The following is a 23435-nucleotide window of genomic DNA, read 5'->3' as shown; positions in this document are numbered from 1 at the left end:
AAACCGCCAGTGACCCACAGGATTTGTTTGCTTTTAAGCTTAATTATAATACGCTTTTATTCCCTAGTTGGGGAGGTTCAGCGTTGCATAATGGCAATATATCGGAAAGTTTTTGGCGAACTGCAAATGACAATACCATGCGACAATATACTTACAGTTATGATGGCCTGAATAGACTAATCTTAGCCAATTATCGAAAACCGGAATCAAGCATTTATAATTCAGGAAGTTATAATGAAGCAATAAATTATGATAAAAACGGAAATATCGAAAGTTTGCAACGCAACGGGGAGTATGATGATATAAACCAAAACTTGGTAATTGATGATTTAGTGTATACATACAGCACAATAAGTCCAAATCAACTGTTAAAAGTTGAAGATAATACCAATAACCCCAATGGTTTTAAAGACGGAACCAATACAGGCAATGATTATACATACGATGCGAATGGAAATATGACGGCAGACCACAACAAAGGCATTACCGCTATAAAATACAATCATCTTAATTTACCTACCCAAATCACCTTTGCTACCTCAGGAAATATTTCTTATATTTACAACGCTACTGGTGTAAAGGTTAGAAAAGTGGCGACTGAAGGCTCAACTGTTACGACTACTGATTATTTAACAGGATTTCAATATATAAATAACAAATTAGAATTCTTTCCCCATGCCGAAGGTTATGTAAAGAATGTGATTGATGAAGATACCGGTTTTGGGACTACCAACAACATTTATCGTTACGTTTTTAATTACACTGACCATTTAGGGAATGTTCGACTCACTTATACCAAACACCCGATCACCAACGTTCTTACTATATTAGAAGAAAACAACTATTATCCTTTTGGTTTAAAACACCGAAATTATAATATGAACAAAAAAGATTACGAGAAGTTAGCAGGCACCGGCGGTATTGAGATAACTCCGACTAACCTGACGATTTATGATTATAAGTATAATGGAAAGGAGTGGCAAGACGAGTTAGGGCTTAACTTCTACGACTTTGGAGCGAGGAATTATGACCCAGCTATTGGTAGATGGATGAATATTGACCCGTTGGCGGAGAAATATAGACGATGGTCAAACTATAATTACTGTATGAACAACCCTGTTTATTTTATTGATCCTGATGGTATGCAGATTGATTTATCAGCAGCTAAAGAATATGACAAAAAGAATGAAACTAAAATTGTGGATGAGATAATTGAAGATTTGTCTGAACAAACTGGGTTAACATATGAAATAGTTGATGAAAAGTTGGAATACAAAAAAGACAAAGATGGAAATGCAATTATTTCTAAAGATAAAGACGGAAAAGAAATCGGAAGTCGCATTGCTAGAGGATTAATGATTAAAGCGATTGACAATCCTAAAGTCGGTCTCTTTAAATTAGTAGATGAAGGAGGATCCAACGGCGAAGGTCTGAATTTTAAAATTGATGTTAATGAAGTTAATAATTTTATTTCAGGTGCCAGTGATGCTCTGAATAACAAGACTATGGGTTTTGGTATGACATTCATGCATGAGGCTTTACATACCGATTTATTGTATGGCGAGGCACATGGTAGCGAATCAGTAAAATGGGGTGAGACAGGTAGAATAGTAAATACAATGAATTCAATTAGGAAGGAACTTGGCTCAAGTTATGGTCAACGGCTTTCATATCTATCATTTAACTCTTTTATACCATTTGATCTTGAAAATAAAAATTATGTACTCAATCATATGAAAAGCCTCCAACAACCTGCGTTGGTAAAATTAAATTTTTTATATCCTAGAGAAGGTAAATTTATAAAATTTTAGATTATGAAATATGTATTACTGACATTTTTAATATACACTAATGTGATATTTTCTCAAAATACCGCTAATCAAGAAATTATTGTTAAAATATTGAATGAATCTATTATATCTGATTTTCATTATTTTCTAGGACTCGACCTTTTGGACAAAAAAATTAAACCTTCAATTTATTTTTCTAAAAATAATATAGAATTGAATATTAATAGGTTTGAGATTAAAAATTTAGAAATAGATAATAAAAACAAAAAATATTTATCTTTCGAAAATTATAGTAATAATATAAATGATTCAAATTTTATTGTTTTCAATTCATTTCAAGTAGAAAATATGATAATCTTCGAGGTGTTTTACAAAAGAGAAGAGCATTTTAATAAACCAAATGAGTCTGAATACGAATATTGGAGAAGAATGAATGGTGGAGTAAGCTATTATTTTAAATTTGATAAAAATAATTTTTTAATAGATTTCAAAAAAAAATGGTTCTCTTATGATTGATTCTATAATTTAGGTATTGTTCCAAAGTTAGTGATTAATCAAAAGACATAGCTTAACTATTTGTAAATCAATACTTAAATAAAATTTATACTCAAAAGGTAAGCTTAACTGCTTACCTTTTTTACATTTGAAAATGCCTTAAATCGAATATAATGAAGAAAAGTGATACCACGTGTTGCAAAGTTAGTGATACAGGAATTTGTCCTAATTGTAAATCCAATGAGATTATTAAAAACGGCTTTACAAAAAACAGAAAGCAATAATATTATTGCAAAAATTGCCAGACAAGATGTATTGATTTTTACTCTAACAAGGCTTATTGCAAAAGTATAAATTACTGCTCTGTCAACACAAAATACGATATCCCTCATTAAAACGTTACAACTAAAAGCAAAAAGGCTAAGATTTTATGCAACATGAAAAATCAATCGGTAATTGCTTATATTTGACAAACCCAAAATAACCTTTAATGAAGTTGTTTCTGTTCAAAATTATTTCCAAACTGCGTTGTTACGGAATAGCTTTGTTGCTTTTGGGTTTTCTATCCGCCTGCACCTCCTACAAAACTCAACTGGGCAGTCAAGCCACTTCGTTTTACAACAACCAATCACTTGATACCACCACCATTGTGTATTCTGTTTTTTTAACCGGAAATGCGGCGAATACACAAAATGACGGAGCCACTCCAACCCTTTCCAACTTTAAAAAACGATTGGAAAGAGCGTCAAAAAACAGTACCGCACTTTTTTTAGGCGACAACATTTTTCCGTTAAACGGATTCAATCAAAACAAAACAAAAGCAGAGGAAAAAATTACCACACAATTAAATTTAACCGATAAATTTAAAGGGAAAGTGTTTTTTATTCCCGGCAAAAGCGATTGGGGAAATTCAACTTCTTCCCTCTTGGCTCAAGAAAATTTTATTTCAAAATACAAGAAAAAAGAAAGTCAATTCATCCCTCAAAATGCGTGCGGAATCGAGTTTGTTTCGTTGAGTAACGAAGTAGAATTGGTCGCCATCAACTCACAATGGTTTCTGGAAGATTGGAATGAATACACCGAAATCAACAAAGGATGCAGCCTTAAAACCCGTGAACAGTTTTTTGATGAACTCGACAGTCATTTGTTAGAAAATCAGGAAAAAACAATCCTCTTAGCCATTCACCATCCGCTTTTGAGTAACGGGATTTATGGTGGTCAGTATTCGCTAAACCAACAACTTTTTCCATTAGAAAAGAACATTCCGTTGCCAATTGCCGGAAGTTTTTATAACCTGTTCAGAAAAGCAAGCGGCTATAAAATTGATGATTTGCAACATGCTTCCTACCGTGAAATGACCGACCGAATAAAAGCGATTGTGCAAAAATACAATCACGTAGTCGTAGTTTCGGGTCATGAACAAAATTTACAATACATCAACAAAGACGGTATTCAGCAAATTATCAGTGGCTCTGGAGCACATTATACACCGGCTAGAGCTGTAAATCCTAATGATTTCAGCTATGGCGGATATGGCTACGCTGTGGTCGATGTGTATGAAAACGGAGCTTCTACGGTTTCCTTTTATACCACATCCAATCGAAAAGAAGGATTACTTTTTCGTCAAAAAATAAGAGAACCGGAGCTAAATATAAAGCATCAGCAATATCCCAAACAATTTGAACCTACTGTAAAAAGATCCATTTTTGGCAAACCGGTGAGTCGAAAAAGCGATGTGTATCAATTCCTTTGGGGAAAACATTATAAAAACTATTACAAACAGGAGATTGCCTTACGAACGGTTAGTTTAGACACGTTGTATGGCGGTTTAAAACCCATTGGATTAGACAACGAAGGAACAACGATTTCTCTTTTACTAAAAGATAAAAACGGAAAAGAATTTGTGATGACTCCGCTTGAAAAAGATGCTTCTTCCTTTTTTAAATCATTAGCTTATAAGAATGAAAAGCAAAAAAATCAAGATAGAAATGCTCTTTCGGAAGATTTTTTGAGGGATTATTTCACGACTATTCATCCTTTTACGCCTTTAGTTGTATCAAAGTTGTCACTTGCAATTGGTATTAATTCAACGCAACCGAAATTATTTTATATCCCTAATCAAAATGGTTTAGGCAATTATAATGAAGATTTTGGGGGCAATTTATATTATATTTCAGAAAAAGTAAATTCTTCACAAAAAAGTCTGGCTTCTTTTGGTAAACCAACTGCGATTATTGACACCGATGAAATGTTACATCAAATCAGAACCGATAGAAATCATGTGGTAGACCAAGAAAATTACTTACGAGCACGTCTTTTTGATATGCTCATCGGCGATTGGGACAGACAAGAGAAGAATTGGCGTTGGAGCGTTCACCAAGAAAAAGGAAAAACCATTTATCGGCCTATTCCGCTCAACCGTGATCAGGCTTTTGCAAAATACGACGGTACTTTTTTATGGCTTTTGAAAAGTATTCCGGCTATGGGACAAATGCACTCGTATACCTACAACCCAAAAAACGCAAAAAAATTTAACAAAGAAGTCTATGCATTGGATTTGGCTCTTTTATCGGACATCGATGAAAAAGCATGGGCAAAACAAGCTAAATTTATACAGGAAAATTTAACCAACGATGCAATTAACAAAGCCTTTTTACAATTGCCTTATGAATTGCAAGACGAAACGACTACCAAACTCAAATTGTATTTGAGAAATCGCCTTAAAAAATTAAATCAAACCGCACAACACTATCAAAAATTGTTAAACAAAAAAACAGTGGTAGTTGGTACGATGAAAGATGATGTTTTTGTGATAAATCGATTGTCTAACGGCAGAACTTCGGTAGTGGTTTATAACGGCAAAAAAACACCTGCTAACATTGTTTTTGAAAAAACATTTACCAAAAAACAAACCAAAGAAATTTGGCTTTTTGGCTTAGAAGGAAAAGATGAATTCAGTATGGAAGGAAAAGAATTCAATCCCATAAAAATCAGATTGATTGGTGGTTTGAGTCAAGATTCGTATATCATTGAAAATGGAAAAAAAGTTAAAATTCACGACTTTAAAACCAACAACATTTTGAATGTGGACAAAAAAACATCCGTTTTACTTTCAAACGATTACGAAACAAACACCTACAATTATAAAAAACCAAATTTTGACGAATTCACCGGTGTTCCACTGGTTGGTTTTAACCCGGATGACGGTATTCGATTAGGTGTTCGATTGGATTTTACCAAAAAAGGTTATTTGGGAAATCCGTATTCACAAAAACATACGGCAGATGCTAATTATTTTTTCGCTACAAAAGGGTATGAATTGAGTTATGCCGGTATTGTAAAAAGAGCTTTTTCACATTTTGATTTGGTTATTCATGCTCAAGCAACCAGTTCAAATTTTGTACAAAACTTTTTTGGCTTTGGCAATATAACACAAAACGAGGCAGATGAATTTGATTTTAATCGGGTTCGAATAGCGTCTTACAAAGTGAGTCCCGGACTGTTGTGGCAAAAAACCAAAAGCTCGAGCATTACCGGTCGCATCAACTTTGAAGCGTATAAAGTGGAGAATACGCCAGACCGATTTATTACTTCAGGAGTAGTGGACAATCGCGTATTTTCGTACCAAAATTTTGCCGGAGTGGGATTAACGTATCAATATAAAAATTATGATAATCCGTTTATCCCCTCGTTGGGAATGGGCTTTCAAGCTACCGGAAAATGGAATGCGAATCTAGGAGATTTTTCCCGACAAGTCCCTTCTGCAGAAGTAGTTGCCAACTTTGTTTACCGATTAACACCTGACGCTCAATGGATTTTTGAGACTACTCTCAAAGGAAAATCGCTTTTCAGTGATACTTTCGAATTCTATCAAGCGGCTAGTTTGGGAGGAGACAATGATTTGCGTGGTTTTCGAGACAATCGGTTTTCAGGGAAAACAGCGGCTTTTCAAGGTTCTGATTTGCGGTATGCCATTGGGCAAATTAAAAACCCATTTGCACCAATGAACTACGGGGCGTTCATCGGATTTGATTATGGTAGAGTTTGGTTTCCGAATGAAAGCAATTCTAAATGGCATCAATCAACAGGTTTTGGGTTGTGGTTAAACAGTAGTAATGTTATTTCTTCCACCATTTCCTATTTTCATTCAAGCGATGGCGGACGAATAGCGTTTGGAATGAAATTTAATTTCTAATTTTATATAACTAGTACTCAAGTGTTAATAAAACTAAGTTTTATCAGTTATCAAAATTAATATTTACTTAATATTAATAATAACTGTTAAATAGTTGGATTTGATTTTTCATTTTTGCGAAAAATTTTTTCCGATGAATATAAAATTTTATTTACTTGTTCTAGTAGCTTTACTTATGCAAGGTTGTGCTAAAATGGAGAAAAAACCACTGAATATAGGTCATCGCGGTGCCATGGGTCACGAAACCGAAAACACCATTACTTCGGTAAAAAAAGCATTAGAGCTCAATGTTGATATGATTGAAATTGATGTTTTTTTGATAAAAAGTGGCGAATTAGTCGTTTTTCACGATGAAATGTTGGATTCCCTTACTGATACTTCCGGAAAAATAGAAGATTTCACCTTAGAAGAATTACAAAAAGTGGTAGTGAAAGGAAATCACCCCATTCCAACCTTAGATGAAATAATCGAAACAATTGACCGATTAGTTGTTTTAAACCTCGAATTAAAAGGAAAAAATACTGCAAAACCAACATTAGCTCTACTTGAAAAGTACTTTCAAAAAGGTTGGAAAAAAGAAGATTTTGTGATTTCCAGTTTTTTATGGGATGAATTAGCAACTTTGAGAAAATTAGACAATCAAATTCCTATTGCAATATTAACGGAAGAAAATCCTTTAGACGCCATTGCAATCGGGAAAAAATTAAAAGCTGTAGCTATCAATCCGTGGTGGAAAACCTTAACGATTGAAAATACGCAACAACTTCACGACGAAGGTTTTCAGATTTACACCTATACCGTAAACGAACCAAAAGACATAAAATCAGTAACCGAATTGGGAGTAGATGGAATTTTTTGTAATTTCCCCGAAAGATTACATTGATGTATGATGTACTGATTGTAGGTGGTGGAGCAGCCGGTTTTTTTACGGCTATCAACATCGCCGAAAAAAATTCTCCCGAAGCTTCGGGATTAAAAATTGCGATTTTAGAACGCGGTAAGGAAGTGCTCACAAAAGTACGCGTCTCCGGTGGCGGAAGATGCAATGTAACACATGCGTGTTTTGTTCCGAATGATTTAGTGAAATTTTATCCGCGTGGCGAAAAAGAATTACGCGGCCCTTTTCATCAATTTTGTTCCGGAGACACGATTGAATGGTTTGAAAAACATGGGGTGGAATTAAAAATTGAAGAAGACGGCAGAATGTTTCCCGTTTCCGATTCATCCCAAACCATTATTGATTGTTTTTTAAATACTACTAAAAAACATAAAATAGACATACTCACCGGACAAAGTGTGCAATCCATTTTCCGTTCAGAGGATAGTTGGAAAGTGGAAACCAATCAGCAAACGTTTCGTTGTGAAAATTTAGTGATGACCACCGGGAGCAATCCTAAAATTTGGGAAATGCTTGAAAAACTCGGTCATACGATTATTCCTCCAGTTCCTTCATTATTTACTTTTAACATCAAAGACAAACGAATTAAGGATTTGATGGGGGTTTCAGCTTTTGCTTCAGTAAAAGTAAAAGACTCAAAACTTTCGGCTTCAGGACCACTTTTGATTACCCATTGGGGAATGAGCGGACCGGGAATTTTGCGACTTTCCGCTTGGGGAGCACGTGAATTGTTTGATAAAAATTATCAGTTTATTTTGGAAGTCAATTGGTTGAACGATGCTACTTTGGAAGAAACCGAAAACCAGTTGAAAGAACTTAAATTGGAACACGCCAAAAAAGTAGTGGGCAAAAAATCACCTTTTGATTTCCCCAACCGATTGTGGGAAAGTTTGGTTTTGGCTTCTGAAATTTCATTAGAAACCAAGTGGGCCGATTTATCTAAAAAACAGCTTCAAAATTTGGCTTTGCAATTGACTAATGGCCAATTTCAAGTGAATGGAAAAAGTATATTTAAAGAAGAATTTGTGACCGCCGGCGGAATTGATTTAAAAGAAATTAATTTCAAAACAATGGAAAGCAAACTACTTCCCAACGTCTATTTTGCCGGAGAAATTCTCAACATTGATGCGATTACGGGCGGATTTAATTTTCAAAATGCATGGACGTGTGGGTTTATAGTGAGTGAAAGTATCAATAAATTCTAATTCAAAAGCAAAGAATTCTCAATCAGACAATCACAATTACCTATAAATCAATTATATTTGATTAACCAAAACCAATACAATGAAAAAAACTTTACTTCTGCTTCTCCTGATGTCGAATTCTTTTTTTGCTCAAATCACTACGCCACCTGATTTATTCGAATGTGAACAAAATGGAGCCACAATATTTAACTTAACAGTTAATCAATCAATCATTTTGAGTTCTGTTTCTAATCCTAACAATTATGTTGTAACTTATCATGAAACACTTTCAGATGCAGAAAATAATACTTCTGCAATAACAAATCCCTATGCATTCTTTAGTGTTAACTCTCAAACAATTTATGTAAGAGTAGAAAATAATGAAACCAGTGAAATTGAGTATACATCTTTTGCCCTTATTGTACTTGAATCACCAAATCTTACTCCCTCAGAGCTTTTTTGGTGTGACCCTTTTGAATTGGCAATTTACAATTTATTAGAACCTTATCCTGAATTAACAGGAATTTATTTTATTTTAAGTCTTCATGAAAGTTTATCTGATGCTCAATCCGATACAAACCCTATAACCGAACCTACAAACTATGTACCAATAGCCTTTCCAATTCAAACCTTGTATGTTAGAGTTAGATCATTACAAAATGGATGTATTTCTATTAACACTTTAACATTAAATACTAATAATTGTGAGCCTAACTGTTTACCTCCATCTGATTTGTCAATAACAAACTTAACATCAACCTCACTAACATTAAGTTGGTCTGCTACAGAAAATTCAACTTCATGGCAAATTGCAGTTTTGCCATTTGGAAATGAACCAAGTAATTCAGATTTTATTACATCTCAAACTTCTTCATTTACCTTAACTGGATTGGCTGAAAATACTTGCTATTCATTTTTCATTCGCTCAGTTTGCATTTCTGGACAAACAGGTTTTGAAGCAAGTAGTTGGTCTCAACCTTTGAATTTCTGTTTAATGGATTGCACCAATAACGGTCAATGTCCAGAACAATTAAATTTAATTGCTTTTGTGGACGAAAATAATAATGGTATAAAAGAAGAAGATGAAATACTATTCAATAGCGGTTCGTTTGTTTATGAAATAAATGATTCTGGCGAAACTATTTATGGAAATTCCGTAAATGGTAATTTCACAATTTTTGAACCTAATCCTGATAACAATTACGACATTAGTTTTGAAGTAAATAATGCTTTATCGGCTTATTTTTCATCAACCACATCATATTCAGATATTACTGCTCCTGAAGGAAGTGGCTCATCAACGTACTATTTCCCAGTCACATCCATTCAACCATATTCCGATGTAAGTGTTACACTAATAGGAAATTCTCAGCCAAGAACCGGATTCACTTATACAAATACCATAGTCATAAATAACAATAGTTATACTAGTGTTCCTTTTGGAAATATAAGTTTTACAAAAGATAATAATGTTACTATACTAGGTATATCTGAAATTAGTGTTGTTCCAACTGCTACTGGATTTGATTACAGCTATTGGGATTTGGCTCCATTTGAAAGTCGTTATATAACTGTTACGATGCAAGTGCCAACTATACCAAGTGTAAATTTAGGTGATGTTTTAACCAATTCGGTTTCTGTTGAAGTGATTGAAAATGAGGTCAACTTAACTAATAATACCTTCGCTTTATCCCAAGTTGTAATTGGTTCCTATGATCCGAATGACAAAAATGAATCGCATGGTGGAAAAATTGTTTTAGCAGACTTTACCGAAAACGATTATCTATACTACACTATTCGTTTTGAAAATACCGGAACAGCCGTTGCAGAATTCATTCGAATTGAAGATACATTAGAAAACGGTTTAGATGAAACAACGTTTGAAATGCTAAATGCAAGTCATCAATATAATGTGAGAAAAACAGAAAATCAATTGGTTTGGAATTTCTTCGACATTGATTTACCACCAACTATAGAAAATGCTCAATTAAGCCAAGGTTTTGTTCACTTTAAAATCAAACCAAAACCGGGATTTGAAATTGGTGATGTGATTGAAAATACAGCAGAAATTTATTTTGATTATAATCCGCCTATTATAACCAATACCTCAGAAACTGAGTTCGTAGAAAATTTATCGCTTGCGGATTTTTCTGTTTCTACAATGGTTTTGTATCCAAATCCAGTGAAAGATTCTTTTCAAATTCAACTAAATGGAAATGATTCAATTCAACGAATTTCGATTTTTGATATGGTTGGAAAAAGAATTTATTACAAAGAAAATTTGAACTTAAACTCAAATTCGGTTGATGTTTCAAGTTTTAATCATGGAATTTATTTGGTGGAGGTGATTACGACATCAAATCAAAAACTAGTCAATAAAATTATTAAACAATAAAAATCTCACTGAATTCTGAATTTTATTCAAACACAAAATATTCTCATTCAGTTAATTACAATTACCTAAAAATCAATTACTTTTGATTACCTAATCATTCAAAAATGAAAACAAAACTACTTTCTCTGACATTTTTTCTTTTATTCTTTGTCTTCGGAACACAAGCACAAATTCAATTGACAGCGTGTGACACTGAATATAACGGCACTCAAACATTTGATTTAACAACGGTTATTCCGGGTTTATTAGGAGGCCAAAATCCAAATGATTTTACCACGGCATTCTATTTAAGCCAAACGAATGCTATAGCAAATGTGAATGCAATACCAAATCCAACCAGTTATGCGAACAGTACTAATCCACAACTAATTTGGGTCTCATTTGTAAATAATTCGACTTCAGAGGTGACCATTAATTCATTTTCACTACAAGTAAATCCTCTTCCTTCTTTAGGTACAGAAGTAGCGACTGCTTGTGATGATAATAATGACGGAATTGCAACTTTTGATTTTAACGAAGCTGTGCAGATTATTTATCAAGTCAACAATGCAACGCCAAACTCAATGTTAGTGCAGTTTTACGAAACTCAATCGGACATGGAAACCCAATCTAATCCAATTGGTTATACTTATACCAACACATCTCCTAACCAAATCATTTACATCCGCATTGAAAATTTAATTACCGGTTGTTTTTGGGGTGGAGAATTCTTTTTATTTGTAGAAAATTGTTCCACTAGTTGTGAAACACCCATCAATTTGAATGTAACCAGCGTTTTTGAAACAGGAGCCGTTTTATCTTGGGTAAATCAATCCTCGCCCGCTACTTTAAATGAAATTATTATACTTCCGGAAGGTTCTCCTGAACCCAACCCAAGTTCGCAAGGTTTTATCATTAATTCTAATCCCTACACTATTACAGCCCTTACATGTGAAACCGGATATACTTTTTACGTTCGCACACTTTGTGAAAATCAAACCGCAACAGATTGGTCAGAAGGATTCACATTTACTACGGCTACTTGTGGTTCAACGGTAACCCCATATATTAGTGTAAACACCACTTCTTTTTCACCGGAACAACTATTAAAAAATATTATTTTAAATTCCAGTTGTGGCGTAATTGAAAATGTGGTAACCCAGGGCCCTTGTGGTGTGGGCTATTTTAATGGAAACGATAGTGACTTTCCTTTTGAACAAGGAATGATCATAAGAAGTGGACAAGCAATCTTTACAGAAGGACCATACAATGCCAATTCTTTATCAACAACTTGCTCTCAAGCGGGCGACCCACAATTAAATGCCATCATGCAATTAACGGGACAGACGGGCACAATAAATGACGTGTCTTTTGTGAAGTTTGATATCACTCCAACCTCCAATATTTTAAGTTTCAACTTTATTTTTGCCTCCAATGAGTACGGTCAATACCAATGTCAATATTCAGATGTATTTGGATTTATTTTAACCGATTTAACAACAAACGAAGTAACGAATATTGCAATTGTTCCCGGTACAACCACACCTGTTTCTGTGACCACTATAAGGGATATTATTCACAATGTAAACTGTCCGTCTGTTAACCCACAATTTTTCAGCACGTATAATGTAAATAACCCAAATAGCAGCTTGAACATGAGAGGTTATACCATGCCTATGACTGCGATTGCATCGGTTATTCCTAATCATACCTATTCATTAAAACTTTCTGTTGGTGATTATCAAGATACTTCTTTTGATTCGGCCGTTTTTATTGAAGGTGGAAGTTTGGCTTTAGGCAACCAATGTAGAGAAAATATCCAACTTATTACCTTTTTAGATTCAAATAACAATGGAATTAAAGATGCCGGCGAACCCAACTTTTTAAATGGTAATTTGAATTATCAACTGAATAATTCAGGTGAAACGGTTTCTGCCACATCGCACAACGGCGTGTTTTATATTTTCCCTGAAAACGAAACCGACACCTATGATTTTAATTATTCCATTTACTCTGAGTTTGCAGGTTTTTATGCAGAACCTATCAGTTTTGAGGATGTTGTCTTTTCTCAAACAGAATCTAATGTCTATTATATTCCTATCGTAAACACAACCCCCTACAATGATGTTACAGTTTCCTTGGTAGCAACCAACCAACCGGCAGCAGGATTTAATTATATCAATACAATTTATTATACCAACAACGGTATTGCTCCGGCATCCGGCACATTAAGTTTTGAGAAAGATCCTGCTTTAACCATCAGCAACATTTCGGTTGGAGGAACAACGAATCTACCCACCGGATTTACATTTGATTATACAGATTTAATGCCATCTGAAACAAGATCAATTACTGTAACGATGAGTGTGCCACCTATTCCTACGGTTGCTATTGGAGATTTGGCAACTAATTTTGTTTCGATTTCCAGTTTAACTACGGATGCTAATCCAAATAACAACACTGCTTCGCAAACAAAACCAATTGTGGCTTCATATGACCCGAATGAAAAAAATGAGTCACATGGTGATAAAATTGCATTAGCTGATTTTACGGAGGATGATTATTTGTATTACACCATTCGTTTTCAAAATACAGGAACCACCAATGCTACTTTTGTTCGCCTAGAAGATGTGTTGGATGCTCAATTGAATCCGGAAAGTTTGCGAATGATTGCAGCCAGTCATCCGTATATTTTAGAACGCATTAGTAATGAATTGATTTGGAAATTTGACAATATTCAATTAGTACCACAAATTGTAAATGAAAATGCCAGTATCGGATTTGTACATTTTAAAATTAAGCCAAATCAAGGTATTGCAGTAGGCGATATCATTCCCAATACGGCTGACATCTACTTTGACTTTAATCCGGTGATTGTGACCAATACGTTTGAAACCGAATTTGTAGAAAACTTAAGCACACCTGATTTTACTAATTCAACGGTTGTACTTTCTCCAAACCCAACAAAAGACAGACTTCAAGTTCAACTGAATGGAAGCGATACAATTTCCGAAATTTCGGTGTATGATGTGGTTGGAAAAAGGGTTTATTATAAAAATAAATTGGAAGTCAATGCCACTGCTGTTGATTTTTCTAATTTACACCAAGGTGTTTATATGGTAGAAGTGATTACCGCTTCGAATCAGAAATTAGTGAATAAAGTGATTAAACAATAATATCAATAAATCATTTATAATCAAAGGGTGAAAGCAATTTTGCCCTTTTTCTATGGATGATTTTGTGGCTATCTCAAATTTACTTTAAAGCACTCCTCCCCTGCCCGGGATTGAAACGGAAAGCCCGGAGCAAAAAAACGCTAATTTTCTTGAACCAAAAAAGCGACCAACAGAAGCTCTTTTTGGTTTATAGAAAATTGTGTTTTTTGTGAGGACTTGGAGCGAAAAGCCCGATAAGGCCCAAAAAATTAAAATAATTCACTTCGGTATTCCCAAACTTTTAAAAGAAAAAGACCGAAAAACACCATTGAAACCACAAATTTTATAAACGTAGACGCCAAAAACCCAATGAATGAACCGGTTGCGGCTTTGAATGCTTTTTGTGAATCTTTGGAATCATTCATCAATTCACCCACAAACGCACCTACAAACGGCCCGATGATAAAACCCAATGGAATGGGAGCCAAAATACCAACAATCAAGCCAATGTTCGTTCCCCAGATGCCGTATTTGCTGCCGCCAAAACGCTTTGTTCCTTTGGCAGGAATGATGTAATCGAGAACGCCTACCACTATGGCAACAAACAAAGTGATGCCTAGAACAGTGTAATTCATAGGAACGGCTTTGGTTAAATACAACAACAAAAGTCCCACCCAACTGATGGGTGGTCCGGGTAAAACAGGCAAAAAACTGCCAAGAATGCCAACAAGCATTAAAATGAATGCGATGAGTAAAAGTGTTAAATCCATGAATCAAAGGTATAAATTTATTGTTTATTAAAAATAAAACTAAAAAATTAGTTGAAACTAAAGATTTAGTTTATATATTTGCTTTATTCAACTAAAAAATTAGTTCAAAAAATGAAACAATTAACGAAAGCCGAAGAGGAAATTATGCACGTTTTGTGGAAGTTAGAAAAAACCTCTGTAAAAGAAATTATTGAGCATTTGTCCGAACCAAAACCAGCTTATAACACGGTTTCTACCATAGTTAGAATTTTGGAAAACAAAGGCTTTGTGAACCATGAACAAGACGGAAAGGGTTATTTATATTTTCCGATTGTGAAGAAAACTGATTATAGCAACGAATCAATAAACAAATTAGTTGATGGTTATTTTCAAGGATCGTTTAAAAGTATGGTTTCTTTTTTTATGAAGAAAAACGATATGAGTTTGTCTGAATTAGAAGAGATTTTAAAGGAAGTAAATACTAAAAATAAATAATTATGATTGAAATTATTTTAAAAATCGTCATTTGTCAATTTGTTTTTTTACTGATTTATGAAACGTTGTTAAAAAGAGAAACTTTTTTTCAGTGGAATAGATTTTATTTGTTGGCAACCACTGTTTTGTCGATTTTGATTCCTTTTTTAAAAATAAATTGGTTTAGAAAGTCGATTTCGGAAAATGTATCGACAACAATTAATGAAATCGTTTTGTATGCTTCGGCTGGTAAAAAGGAAAATGGCATTCAAATGATAGCTGAAGAGTCCTCAAATTTCTCATTTTCAATAGAACATTTTTATTTAATTGGGTGTATGGTTTTTGCCATCTTATTTTTTCGAAAATTATATCATTTGGATCAATTAAAACAAAAGAGTAGAAAAATTGTTTTTCCTGAATTTGTTGAATATAGAATTCCGAATTCAACTTCTGCTTTTTCATTTATGAATTGCTTTTTCATTGGTGAAAATGTCAAAAATGATTCTTATTCGTCGATTTTGAATCATGAATTGATTCACATTAAACAAAAACATTCGTTTGATTTACTGTTTTTTGAATTATTGAGAATTTTTCTTTGGTTTAATCCGCTGATTTATTTGTATCAAAAATACAGTGCTGAAATTCATGAATTCATTGCAGATCAAAACATAGATAAATCTAAAAATTATGAAACCCTATTGCAGGAAATTTTTGGAACTGAAAATTTTTCGTTTACCAATTCCTTTTCCTCTAAATCATTACTACAAAAAAGAATAATTATGTTGAATAAAAAATCAAAAAAAATGGCAAAATTAAAATTTTTAGTTGCTCTACCCTTTTTAGCTGTTATGCTTCTTTTTGCTTCATCCAACCAAGTTCAAGCTCAAGATTTGAACAGTATGAATGATGAAGAAATGAAGCAATTTATTTATGACGAATTTCGTTTAAAATCGTCTAAAGGCGAATCAGCCTATGAGCAATTGAGTCGCCTTATTGATAAAGAAAAATCTTCCGAAGATGAAATACAATCAAAAGAAACGTATTACAAATTTATGATGCTTATGAGATTAATGGCCGAAGAATCCATCGAAAAAGGCATCATCAAGGAGAGTGAATTCCCAAACCTAACCAAAACAGGCAGAACTTATGACGAATATGTAAAATGGAAAAAACAAGAAATTGAAAACAATAAAAAATCTGAATCAATAAAAACAATTCAATATTTAGTTCCAGCTGATGTTTTGAATGAAGAAACCATTCCGTTTGTGGAAGTTGATCAAGTTCCGCTTTTCGAAAATTGTGAAAAAGATAAAACAAAAGAATGTTTTCAAAATGAATTACAAAACCATATTAAACAAAATTTTCATTATCCTGAAGAGGCTATTAAAAAAAACATTTCCGGTAAAGTTTTTGTGAATTTTATTATAAAAAAAGATGGAGCAATTGCTATCAAAGCTATTCGAGCTCCAGATGAAATTTTAGAAAAATGTGTTTATGAATTAATGATGAAAACGCCAACACTAAAACCGGCTGTTCATCAAAGAAAAGCCGTTAATATGTCAATGTCTATTCCAATCACTTTTAAACTAGATGATAAAGAAGATGCTAAAAAGAAATAACATTATTCTAGTTCTATTCTACATTCAATTTGCCAATATTAACGCTCAACACATAGAAATTGGCGATAATTTGTTTGCTGCTGGTTTTTATAACAAAGCCATCGAAAACTATTTACTTTCTAAAGAAAACATAAAGGAATTCAAAATCGCCAAAGTGCACGAAGCGAATGGTGATTATGTGAATGCATTGAAAAATTTAGAGAATTATATTGCTGTTGATAGTTTGAATACGTTGGTAAATTTTATGTACGGCAAAACGGTATTGCAACTCAAAAAATTGAAAAAAGCCATTGCAACTTTTGAAAAATTGACAGAAGAAAACGAAAATCCAACCTACTTTTATTATTTAGGATTAGCTTATGAACAAGATTTAAAAATTTTAGAAGCAGTAAAAACTTTTCAAAAAGTAATTGAATTAGACAATTTTCATTTAAAAAGCAATTATAAAATAGCCTTGTTTGAAATGCGTGCAGAACGATGGGAAAAAGCAATGGCTATTATTGAAAAAATTTTAAAACAACAGCCTCAAAACACTGATTTTATATCATTAAAAGCACAATGTTTATATGGTAAATCTGATTTTAAAAATGCAAAAAAAGCATTTGAATATTTAATAGAATTGAACTTTAAAGAACAATTTGTGTATGAAAAAATTGCTCTTTGTTTAATGAAATTAAAGGAATATCAAAAATCAATTGATGTTTATGAGTCATTGATGATTCAATTTGAAGAAATTGACAATCCTGATTTTCATTATAATATCGGATTAAATTATGGTTATTTGAAAAACTTAAAATTGGCAGAAAAACATTTTATGATTTCTAAAGAATTAAAAACGGCAACATTTGAAAAAGAATATTTTTCGATTGCACTTTTTAATCAAGAAAATGGAAATTTGACTAAAGCTTTAACGTTTTACAAAAAAACAATTCAGGAACAACCGGAATATCTGGAAGCTCATTACCAAATTGCATTAATTACCGATGAAACTTCAAAAGATTTGACTGTAAAACTCAAAACATTCGAAAATTTGAAGGCTAAATTTCCTGATATGGACAACGAAAAACTTTCCTATATCGAATATCGAATCAAGGCAATTAAAAAAGAAATTCATTTAAAAGGTTGATTTTTAAAAATAATTGTAATTTTGAGCAAATTGTCTTTAATAGTTTGACTTGAAACACTTTTGTTATTTTTTTTTTATTTTTCTTCTGGCCTCCTGCCAATACTTCGAAAAGCGTGTGCCTTCGGAGGAGGAATTATTACAAAAAAGATTAAAAGAAATCAATTGGAACGAAGTAACGGTTTATCCGTCGGTAGCGGAATGCGATAGTATTTTGGATAAAGAACTGAAAAAAGAATGCTTTTTTAGGTATTTAACGGAAGTTATTCATCAAAAAATTGCTCCGGATTCATTGTTGACCAATGCTAAAGTTTTAGACACCATTGAGGTGAGAATTACTGTTTTTCCTGATTCCAAAATCACGTTTGAACCGCTTTTTCCGTCGGATAGTTTAACCTATGACAAGCAAAAAACAGACAGTATCATCAAAGCCAGATTAACTGATTTCCCTAAAATTGAACCCGCTCAAAAAGAAGGGATTCCGGTGAAAACGCAATTTATTTTGCCGGTAATTTTGAAAGCGGATTAAGATTTGAAACTTCTTCCCTTCCATTCATACTTTCCAAATAAAGCATAAACTGCAACTGCCGAACTGAAAAATGGGTAAATGATACTCGAAATCAAGAGATACCTGATTCGTTGATTAAAAAATTCTGCCGACTGGAAAATAATCACACCATCTACCAAAAACTTTATTCCAAAATACAAAAGCAGGTTTTCATAGGTAAATAAATGCATTATCCAAAGGCAAAAACCAATCACAAATAATAAATTTGTTAAGAAAACAAGCATTGCCAAACACCTTGACAACCCATCCACATAAACACTCGATTTACTTGCCCATCGAACTCTTTGAAAAAACAATGTTTTCCAACTCCATTCACTTTTTGTAAACACAACAGCAAGTGTGTTTTTACAAAACCCTACCGATTGTGGCTCGTATTGAATCGCTTTTTGCAATAAAAAAACGTCATCACCACTCGCAATTTCAGAGTTTCCTTCAAAACCATTCAGTTCTTTAAAAAATGATTTTTCATAAGCAAAATTTGCACCATTACACATAAACGGTTTTTTAATTCCAAAACTACCAATCGTCACACCTTGCAAACTCAAAAAATCTAAATTCTGAAATTCATATAAAAATCCTTTCTTTGAAAGAAGTTTAACACCGGCAGCGACCATTCTTTTATTTTCAGTTTGAATATACGAATCAATTATTTTTAACCAATTAGATTGAACTATACAATCGGCATCTGTTGTAATTATCCACTCTTTATTTGCAATAGCAATAGCTGTATGAATAGCATCTTTTTTGGGTGAATTAGAATTTCTCACATTTTTAATTGAAATAATTGAAAGGTCATAATTCGTCATTGAAAACTTCTCATCCGAATCATCATCCACCAAAATCACTTCAATAAGTTCCTTTGGATAATCTAAACAAGATAGTGATTGTAGAAGGTTGGGTAGATTTTCAGCTTCATTTCTAAAAGGGATTACAATTGAAAAACTTGTTTTTGGTTTATTGTCTGAAAACGTTGACTTCATTTTATTGAAACCATAAATAAAGGTACCAATAAAAAGTGCATAAATAAATAGAATTAAATAAAATCCAATTAAAATCATTTACGCAAAGGTTTGTAGTTTAAAACAAAAACACTTCCAATTAAAACCGGAATAACCAAATTCAACAGCCACATTAACGTAGTTATTGAAACAATTGTCCATTGATTAACGCCTAATTTTCCAAACAAAAATACGGCAACGCTGCCTTTTACAACAACATCCATCAAATGTATGGTTGGCACAACCGAAGCAAAAAAATACATAGTAAAGATGGTCAAAAGTGCATCTGGATAGGGTAAGTTAACATCAAAAAGAAGCAATAGAAAATAAAATTGATGTGAAAAAACCAAATAACGAAAAAGGGAATATTGAATGTTTGCAAAATGTTTTCTTGCCGGAAATAAATGAATCTTTCCAATCAAATTATCAATTGAATAACCATAAAAACGCCATTTTTTACTATAAATCAGACCTAAAATTAGACCGGCAACCAAAATGACGGGCAGCCAAAATAAAAAACCGGATGAAAAATCATGTTCTTCCAAAAGATTAGGCGACAATACAAAGAAAAACACACAGCCTATTAGTCCAAAAAACAAAGTGACAAGCATCTGCACACTATTTCCTAAAAAATTTAAAAAAATAATCTTTTTGGTTTGTTCTTTGGAATAGTACATTCCTTTTGCAACGTATTCACCAATCCGATTGGGGGTAAAAATCGAAGCGGTTAACGACCCTAGCGTTTGTTCAACTGCCTTCTTGAATGTTATTTTTTTAAAATCGGAAACTAAATTTTTCCATTTTAAACATTCTAGGAACCAATTCAAAAAGGATAAAAAAACAATGCCTAAAAAACTTAAAAAGGTGAATTTTTGAGTAACTAAATGCCAATCGGACAAATCTTTGGTTTTTAATTGAGCATATAAAAACGCTACGGCTCCACAAACGATTAAAAGTTTGATGAGAACCAATAGGAATTGTTTAGCTTTGTATGGAATTGCATTCATCAACACAAAGAAACAAACTTTAAACCTGAAACGTTTAACTTTAAACAAAAAAGATTGGCAAACGAACGCATCATCTTAGGTATTGACCCCGGAACCACCATTATGGGATTTGGTTTAATCAAAGTCGTGAACAAAAAAATGGAATTCATTCAGTTGAACGAATTAATCTTGAGTAAATACGACGACCATTACACCAAGTTAAAAGTGATTTTTGAACGCACCATCGAGTTGATTGAAACCCATCATCCGGATGAAATTGCCATTGAAGCTCCTTTTTTTGGTAAAAACGTTCAATCTATGCTCAAACTTGGAAGAGCTCAAGGGGTTGCGATGGCAGCCGGACTTTCACGACAAATTCCAATTACAGAATACGAACCCAAAAAAATAAAAATGGCGATTACCGGTAACGGAAACGCCAGCAAAGAACAAGTGGCAAAAATGTTGCAACAATTATTAGGGTTGAAGGAATTGCCAAAAAATTTAGATTCTACCGATGGTTTGGCAGCTGCGGTTTGTCATTTTTTTAATTCCGGTAAAGTAATTGGGGAGAAAAGTTACTCGGGTTGGGATGCTTTTGTGAAAAATAATGAAAGTCGAGTGAAGAAATAGTTCACAGTCTCAGTTTACAGTCACAGCACTGCAAACTGAGACTGCGACTGTGACTATAAACTAAATAAAATGTCAGGTATTTATATACATATCCCTTTCTGCAAGCAAGCTTGTCATTACTGCGACTTTCATTTTTCCACTTCCATGAAAAAGAAAGAGGAAATGGTTTTGGCTTTAGCTAAAGAAATTGAATTGCGAAGCAAAAATACTCCCAACTCCCAACTCCCAACTCCCAACTCAGAAATCATCGAAACCATTTATTTCGGAGGAGGAACTCCTTCCGTATTAACGATTGACGATTTGCGATTGATAATTGATGAAGTTTTTAAACATTATACTGTTACTGATGACCCTGAAATAACAGTCGAAGCGAATCCCGACGACTTATCCTCCGAGTTGTCATTTCGAGGAACGAGAAATCTCTTTGAGGAACTCAAAGCAATCCGAGTAAACCGCCTCTCCATCGGCATTCAATCCTTTTTTGAAGACGATTTAAAAATGATGAATCGTGCTCATAATGCCGTGGAAGCCAAAAAATGTTTGGAAGAAGCCATCAAATATTTCGACAACATTTCCCTTGATTTGATTTACGGCATTTCGGGTATGAGCAATGAAAAATGGATACAAAATATTGAAACCGCATTATCTTTTGGCATTCCACACATTTCGAGTTATGCGTTGACGGTAGAACCGAAAACGGCTTTGCATTCGTTTATTCAAAAAGGAATCATTCCCGCACCTGATGATGAAGTGGCTCAAGAACATTTTGAAATTTTGGTCAAAAAATTGGAAGAAGCCGGATTCATTCACTACGAATTATCCAATTTTGGTAAGGAAAACTATTTTTCCAAAAACAATTCAAGTTATTGGTTGGGCAAAAAATACATCGGTATTGGTCCATCCGCTCACAGTTATGATGGTGAGAAAAGAGGATGGAATGTGTCGAATAATACCTTATATATCAAATCCATTCAAGAAGGAAAATTGCCTATTGAAACCGAAATCTTAACCAAAACCGATCGGTATAACGAATATGTAATGACCGGTTTGCGAACGATTTGGGGGATTTCTCTCCACCGCATTCTAACCGAATTTGGTCAGAATTATTTGGACTACCTTAATCAGCAATCGGCCAAATACATTGAAGATCATTTGCTTTTTGTGGATGAAAACATTTTACGAACCACTCGAAAAGGAAAGTTTTTGAGTGATGGGATTGCTTCCGATCTTTTTATGTTGAATTTAGGTTAATTTTTAACATTAAGAAGTTAAGGATAATTAAGGTTTTCATTAAGTCTATATTTATTTTTACTAAATTTGAAAAGGTTATAACATTAAGAAGTTAAGCTAAATTAAGGTCTTCATTAAGTCTTAACTAAACTTAATGAAAACACCCTTAAATTCTTAATGTTAAAAAAGTTGAAACATTGAAAGCAACCATCACCCACCAAAACAACACCTTCCAAGTCGATTTATCAAAACCGATTGATATTTCACTGCCGTTATCCAATACTGAATACAATCCGATTGCGTGGTATATTGAAAAACCGCAGATTGAACCCGTCCGTTTTGGTTCTTGGGTGGGAAGTGTAAAAGGTGGTGCGACCACCAACTTCAACAACATTTTTTTCAATCCTCATGGACACGGCACGCATACGGAATGTTTGGGACATATTACCAAAGAATTTTTCAGTATCAATCAAACTTTGAGAAACTTTTTCTTCACCGCTCAGCTAATTTCCATTCAACCGGATCAACAGGGAGATGATTTTGTGATTACGAAAAATCAAGTGGAAAAAGCTTTAGGTAATTCAAAACCTGAAGCGATTGTGATTCGCACCTTACCGAATGTAGACGAAAAAAAATCCAAAAATTATTCCCATACCAATCCACCTTATTTGCAGGAAGAAGCGGCGATTTTTATTCGCGAAAGTGGCATTCAACATTTATTAATCGATTTACCGAGTGTGGACAAAGAAAAAGACGAAGGTAAACTATTAGCTCACAAAGCCTTTTGGAAGGTGAAAGATGTGACTAATTTAAATGCCGATGCACGAAAAAATGCTACGATTACAGAGTTGATTTTTGTTCCTGATGCTATTGAAGATGGAAGTTATCTTTTGAACTTACAGATAGCTTCTTTTGAAAATGATGCTTCGCCCTCGAAACCGATTTTGTATAAAATTGAGTGATTAAA

General features: G+C 33.5%; 18 protein-coding genes. 15 read left to right on the top strand and 3 right to left on the bottom strand.

Features of this window, described 5'->3' with window-relative positions; all coding sequences use genetic code 11:
- Nucleotides 1–137 precede the first annotated feature (137 nt).
- The 8 genes from EQG68_RS00985 to EQG68_RS00955 all read left to right on the top strand — a co-directional run bounded on the left by EQG68_RS00985 (nucleotide 138) and on the right by EQG68_RS00955 (nucleotide 14112).
- Nucleotides 138–1811 carry an RHS repeat domain-containing protein gene (locus EQG68_RS00985; protein WP_246011593.1) on the top strand — a complete coding sequence of 558 codons (1674 nt, stop codon included), beginning with the start codon at nucleotides 138–140 and terminating at the stop codon, nucleotides 1809–1811.
- Between the two features lie 3 nt (nucleotides 1812–1814).
- A complete protein-coding gene (locus EQG68_RS00980; protein ID WP_129462923.1) occupies nucleotides 1815–2306 on the top strand; it encodes a hypothetical protein in 492 nt (163 codons plus the stop codon).
- 152 nt (nucleotides 2307–2458) lie between these two features.
- Entirely contained in the window at nucleotides 2459–2569 is a 111-nt protein-coding gene (locus EQG68_RS15365) for an IS1/IS1595 family N-terminal zinc-binding domain-containing protein (protein WP_449404217.1), read from the top strand.
- Nucleotides 2570–2775: 206 nt separating this feature from the next.
- Nucleotides 2776–6480, top strand: a complete 3705-nt coding sequence (locus EQG68_RS00975) for a BamA/TamA family outer membrane protein (RefSeq protein ID WP_129462922.1) — start codon at nucleotides 2776–2778, stop codon at nucleotides 6478–6480.
- 133 nt (nucleotides 6481–6613) lie between these two features.
- Nucleotides 6614–7363, top strand: a complete 750-nt coding sequence (locus tag EQG68_RS00970; RefSeq protein ID WP_129462921.1) for a glycerophosphodiester phosphodiesterase — start codon at nucleotides 6614–6616, stop codon at nucleotides 7361–7363.
- Nucleotides 7363–8583, top strand: coding sequence for a BaiN/RdsA family NAD(P)/FAD-dependent oxidoreductase (locus tag EQG68_RS00965; protein WP_394343598.1), 1221 nt, complete (start codon nucleotides 7363–7365; stop codon nucleotides 8581–8583). Before EQG68_RS00970 ends, EQG68_RS00965 begins: the two co-directional genes overlap by 1 nt.
- Before the next feature lie 79 nt (nucleotides 8584–8662).
- Nucleotides 8663–10957, top strand: a complete 2295-nt coding sequence (locus tag EQG68_RS00960) for a DUF7619 domain-containing protein (RefSeq protein ID WP_129462919.1) — start codon at nucleotides 8663–8665, stop codon at nucleotides 10955–10957.
- Nucleotides 10958–11061: 104 nt separating this feature from the next.
- Nucleotides 11062–14112, top strand: a complete 3051-nt coding sequence (locus tag EQG68_RS00955) for a DUF7619 domain-containing protein (RefSeq protein ID WP_129462918.1) — start codon at nucleotides 11062–11064, stop codon at nucleotides 14110–14112.
- 248 nt (nucleotides 14113–14360) lie between these two features.
- Here EQG68_RS00955 and EQG68_RS00950 read toward each other — a convergent pair whose 3' ends face one another.
- Nucleotides 14361–14861, bottom strand: coding sequence for a DUF456 domain-containing protein (locus EQG68_RS00950; RefSeq protein WP_129462917.1), 501 nt, complete (start codon nucleotides 14859–14861; stop codon nucleotides 14361–14363).
- Nucleotides 14862–14972: 111 nt separating this feature from the next.
- Between EQG68_RS00950 and EQG68_RS00945 the strand changes: the two genes are divergently transcribed.
- The 4 genes from EQG68_RS00945 to EQG68_RS00930 are packed head-to-tail and all read left to right on the top strand — an operon-like array spanning nucleotide 14973 to nucleotide 18585.
- A complete protein-coding gene (locus tag EQG68_RS00945) occupies nucleotides 14973–15335 on the top strand; it encodes a BlaI/MecI/CopY family transcriptional regulator (RefSeq protein WP_129462916.1) in 363 nt (120 codons plus the stop codon).
- Nucleotides 15336–15337: 2 nt separating this feature from the next.
- Nucleotides 15338–16933: a M56 family metallopeptidase gene (locus EQG68_RS00940; protein WP_129462915.1), complete on the top strand. Its 1596-nt coding sequence runs from the start codon at nucleotides 15338–15340 to the stop codon at nucleotides 16931–16933.
- The gene (locus EQG68_RS00935; protein WP_129462914.1) at nucleotides 16905–18059 is read left to right on the top strand and encodes a tetratricopeptide repeat protein; all 1155 of its coding nucleotides are present in this window, start codon (nucleotides 16905–16907) and stop codon (nucleotides 18057–18059) included. Before EQG68_RS00940 ends, EQG68_RS00935 begins: the two co-directional genes overlap by 29 nt.
- Before the next feature lie 49 nt (nucleotides 18060–18108).
- The gene (locus tag EQG68_RS00930; RefSeq protein WP_129462913.1) at nucleotides 18109–18585 is read left to right on the top strand and encodes a hypothetical protein; all 477 of its coding nucleotides are present in this window, start codon (nucleotides 18109–18111) and stop codon (nucleotides 18583–18585) included.
- On the opposite strand, the gene EQG68_RS00925 is transcribed toward EQG68_RS00930, so the two are convergent.
- The gene (locus EQG68_RS00925; protein ID WP_129462912.1) at nucleotides 18582–19682 is read right to left on the bottom strand and encodes a glycosyltransferase family 2 protein; all 1101 of its coding nucleotides are present in this window, start codon (nucleotides 19680–19682) and stop codon (nucleotides 18582–18584) included. The genes EQG68_RS00930 and EQG68_RS00925 overlap by 4 nt on opposite strands.
- Nucleotides 19679–20593 carry a lysylphosphatidylglycerol synthase domain-containing protein gene (locus EQG68_RS00920; RefSeq protein WP_246011590.1) on the bottom strand — a complete coding sequence of 305 codons (915 nt, stop codon included), beginning with the start codon at nucleotides 20591–20593 and terminating at the stop codon, nucleotides 19679–19681. The genes EQG68_RS00925 and EQG68_RS00920 overlap by 4 nt, the downstream gene beginning before the upstream one ends.
- Nucleotides 20594–20683: 90 nt before the next feature.
- On the opposite strand from EQG68_RS00920, the gene ruvC reads away from it, so the two are divergent.
- From ruvC to EQG68_RS00905, 3 genes are all read left to right on the top strand, one after another.
- Nucleotides 20684–21238 (top strand): crossover junction endodeoxyribonuclease RuvC, encoded by a 555-nt coding sequence (ruvC, locus tag EQG68_RS00915; protein ID WP_129462911.1) that lies wholly within the window; start codon nucleotides 20684–20686, stop codon nucleotides 21236–21238.
- A 69-nt stretch (nucleotides 21239–21307) separates the two neighbouring features.
- Complete coding sequence (gene hemW / locus EQG68_RS00910; protein ID WP_129462910.1) at nucleotides 21308–22489, top strand: radical SAM family heme chaperone HemW; 1182 nt, start codon at nucleotides 21308–21310, stop codon at nucleotides 22487–22489.
- Between the two features lie 176 nt (nucleotides 22490–22665).
- Nucleotides 22666–23430 carry a cyclase family protein gene (locus tag EQG68_RS00905; RefSeq protein WP_129462909.1) on the top strand — a complete coding sequence of 255 codons (765 nt, stop codon included), beginning with the start codon at nucleotides 22666–22668 and terminating at the stop codon, nucleotides 23428–23430.
- Nucleotides 23431–23435 lie beyond the last annotated feature (5 nt).

The organism is Flavobacterium piscinae, assembly GCF_004122145.1.
In the GTDB taxonomy this organism is placed as follows: domain Bacteria; phylum Bacteroidota; class Bacteroidia; order Flavobacteriales; family Flavobacteriaceae; genus Flavobacterium; species Flavobacterium piscinae.
The sequence above is the reverse complement of the archived record's forward strand: the minus strand, read 5'-3'. Positions and strand labels throughout refer to the sequence as shown.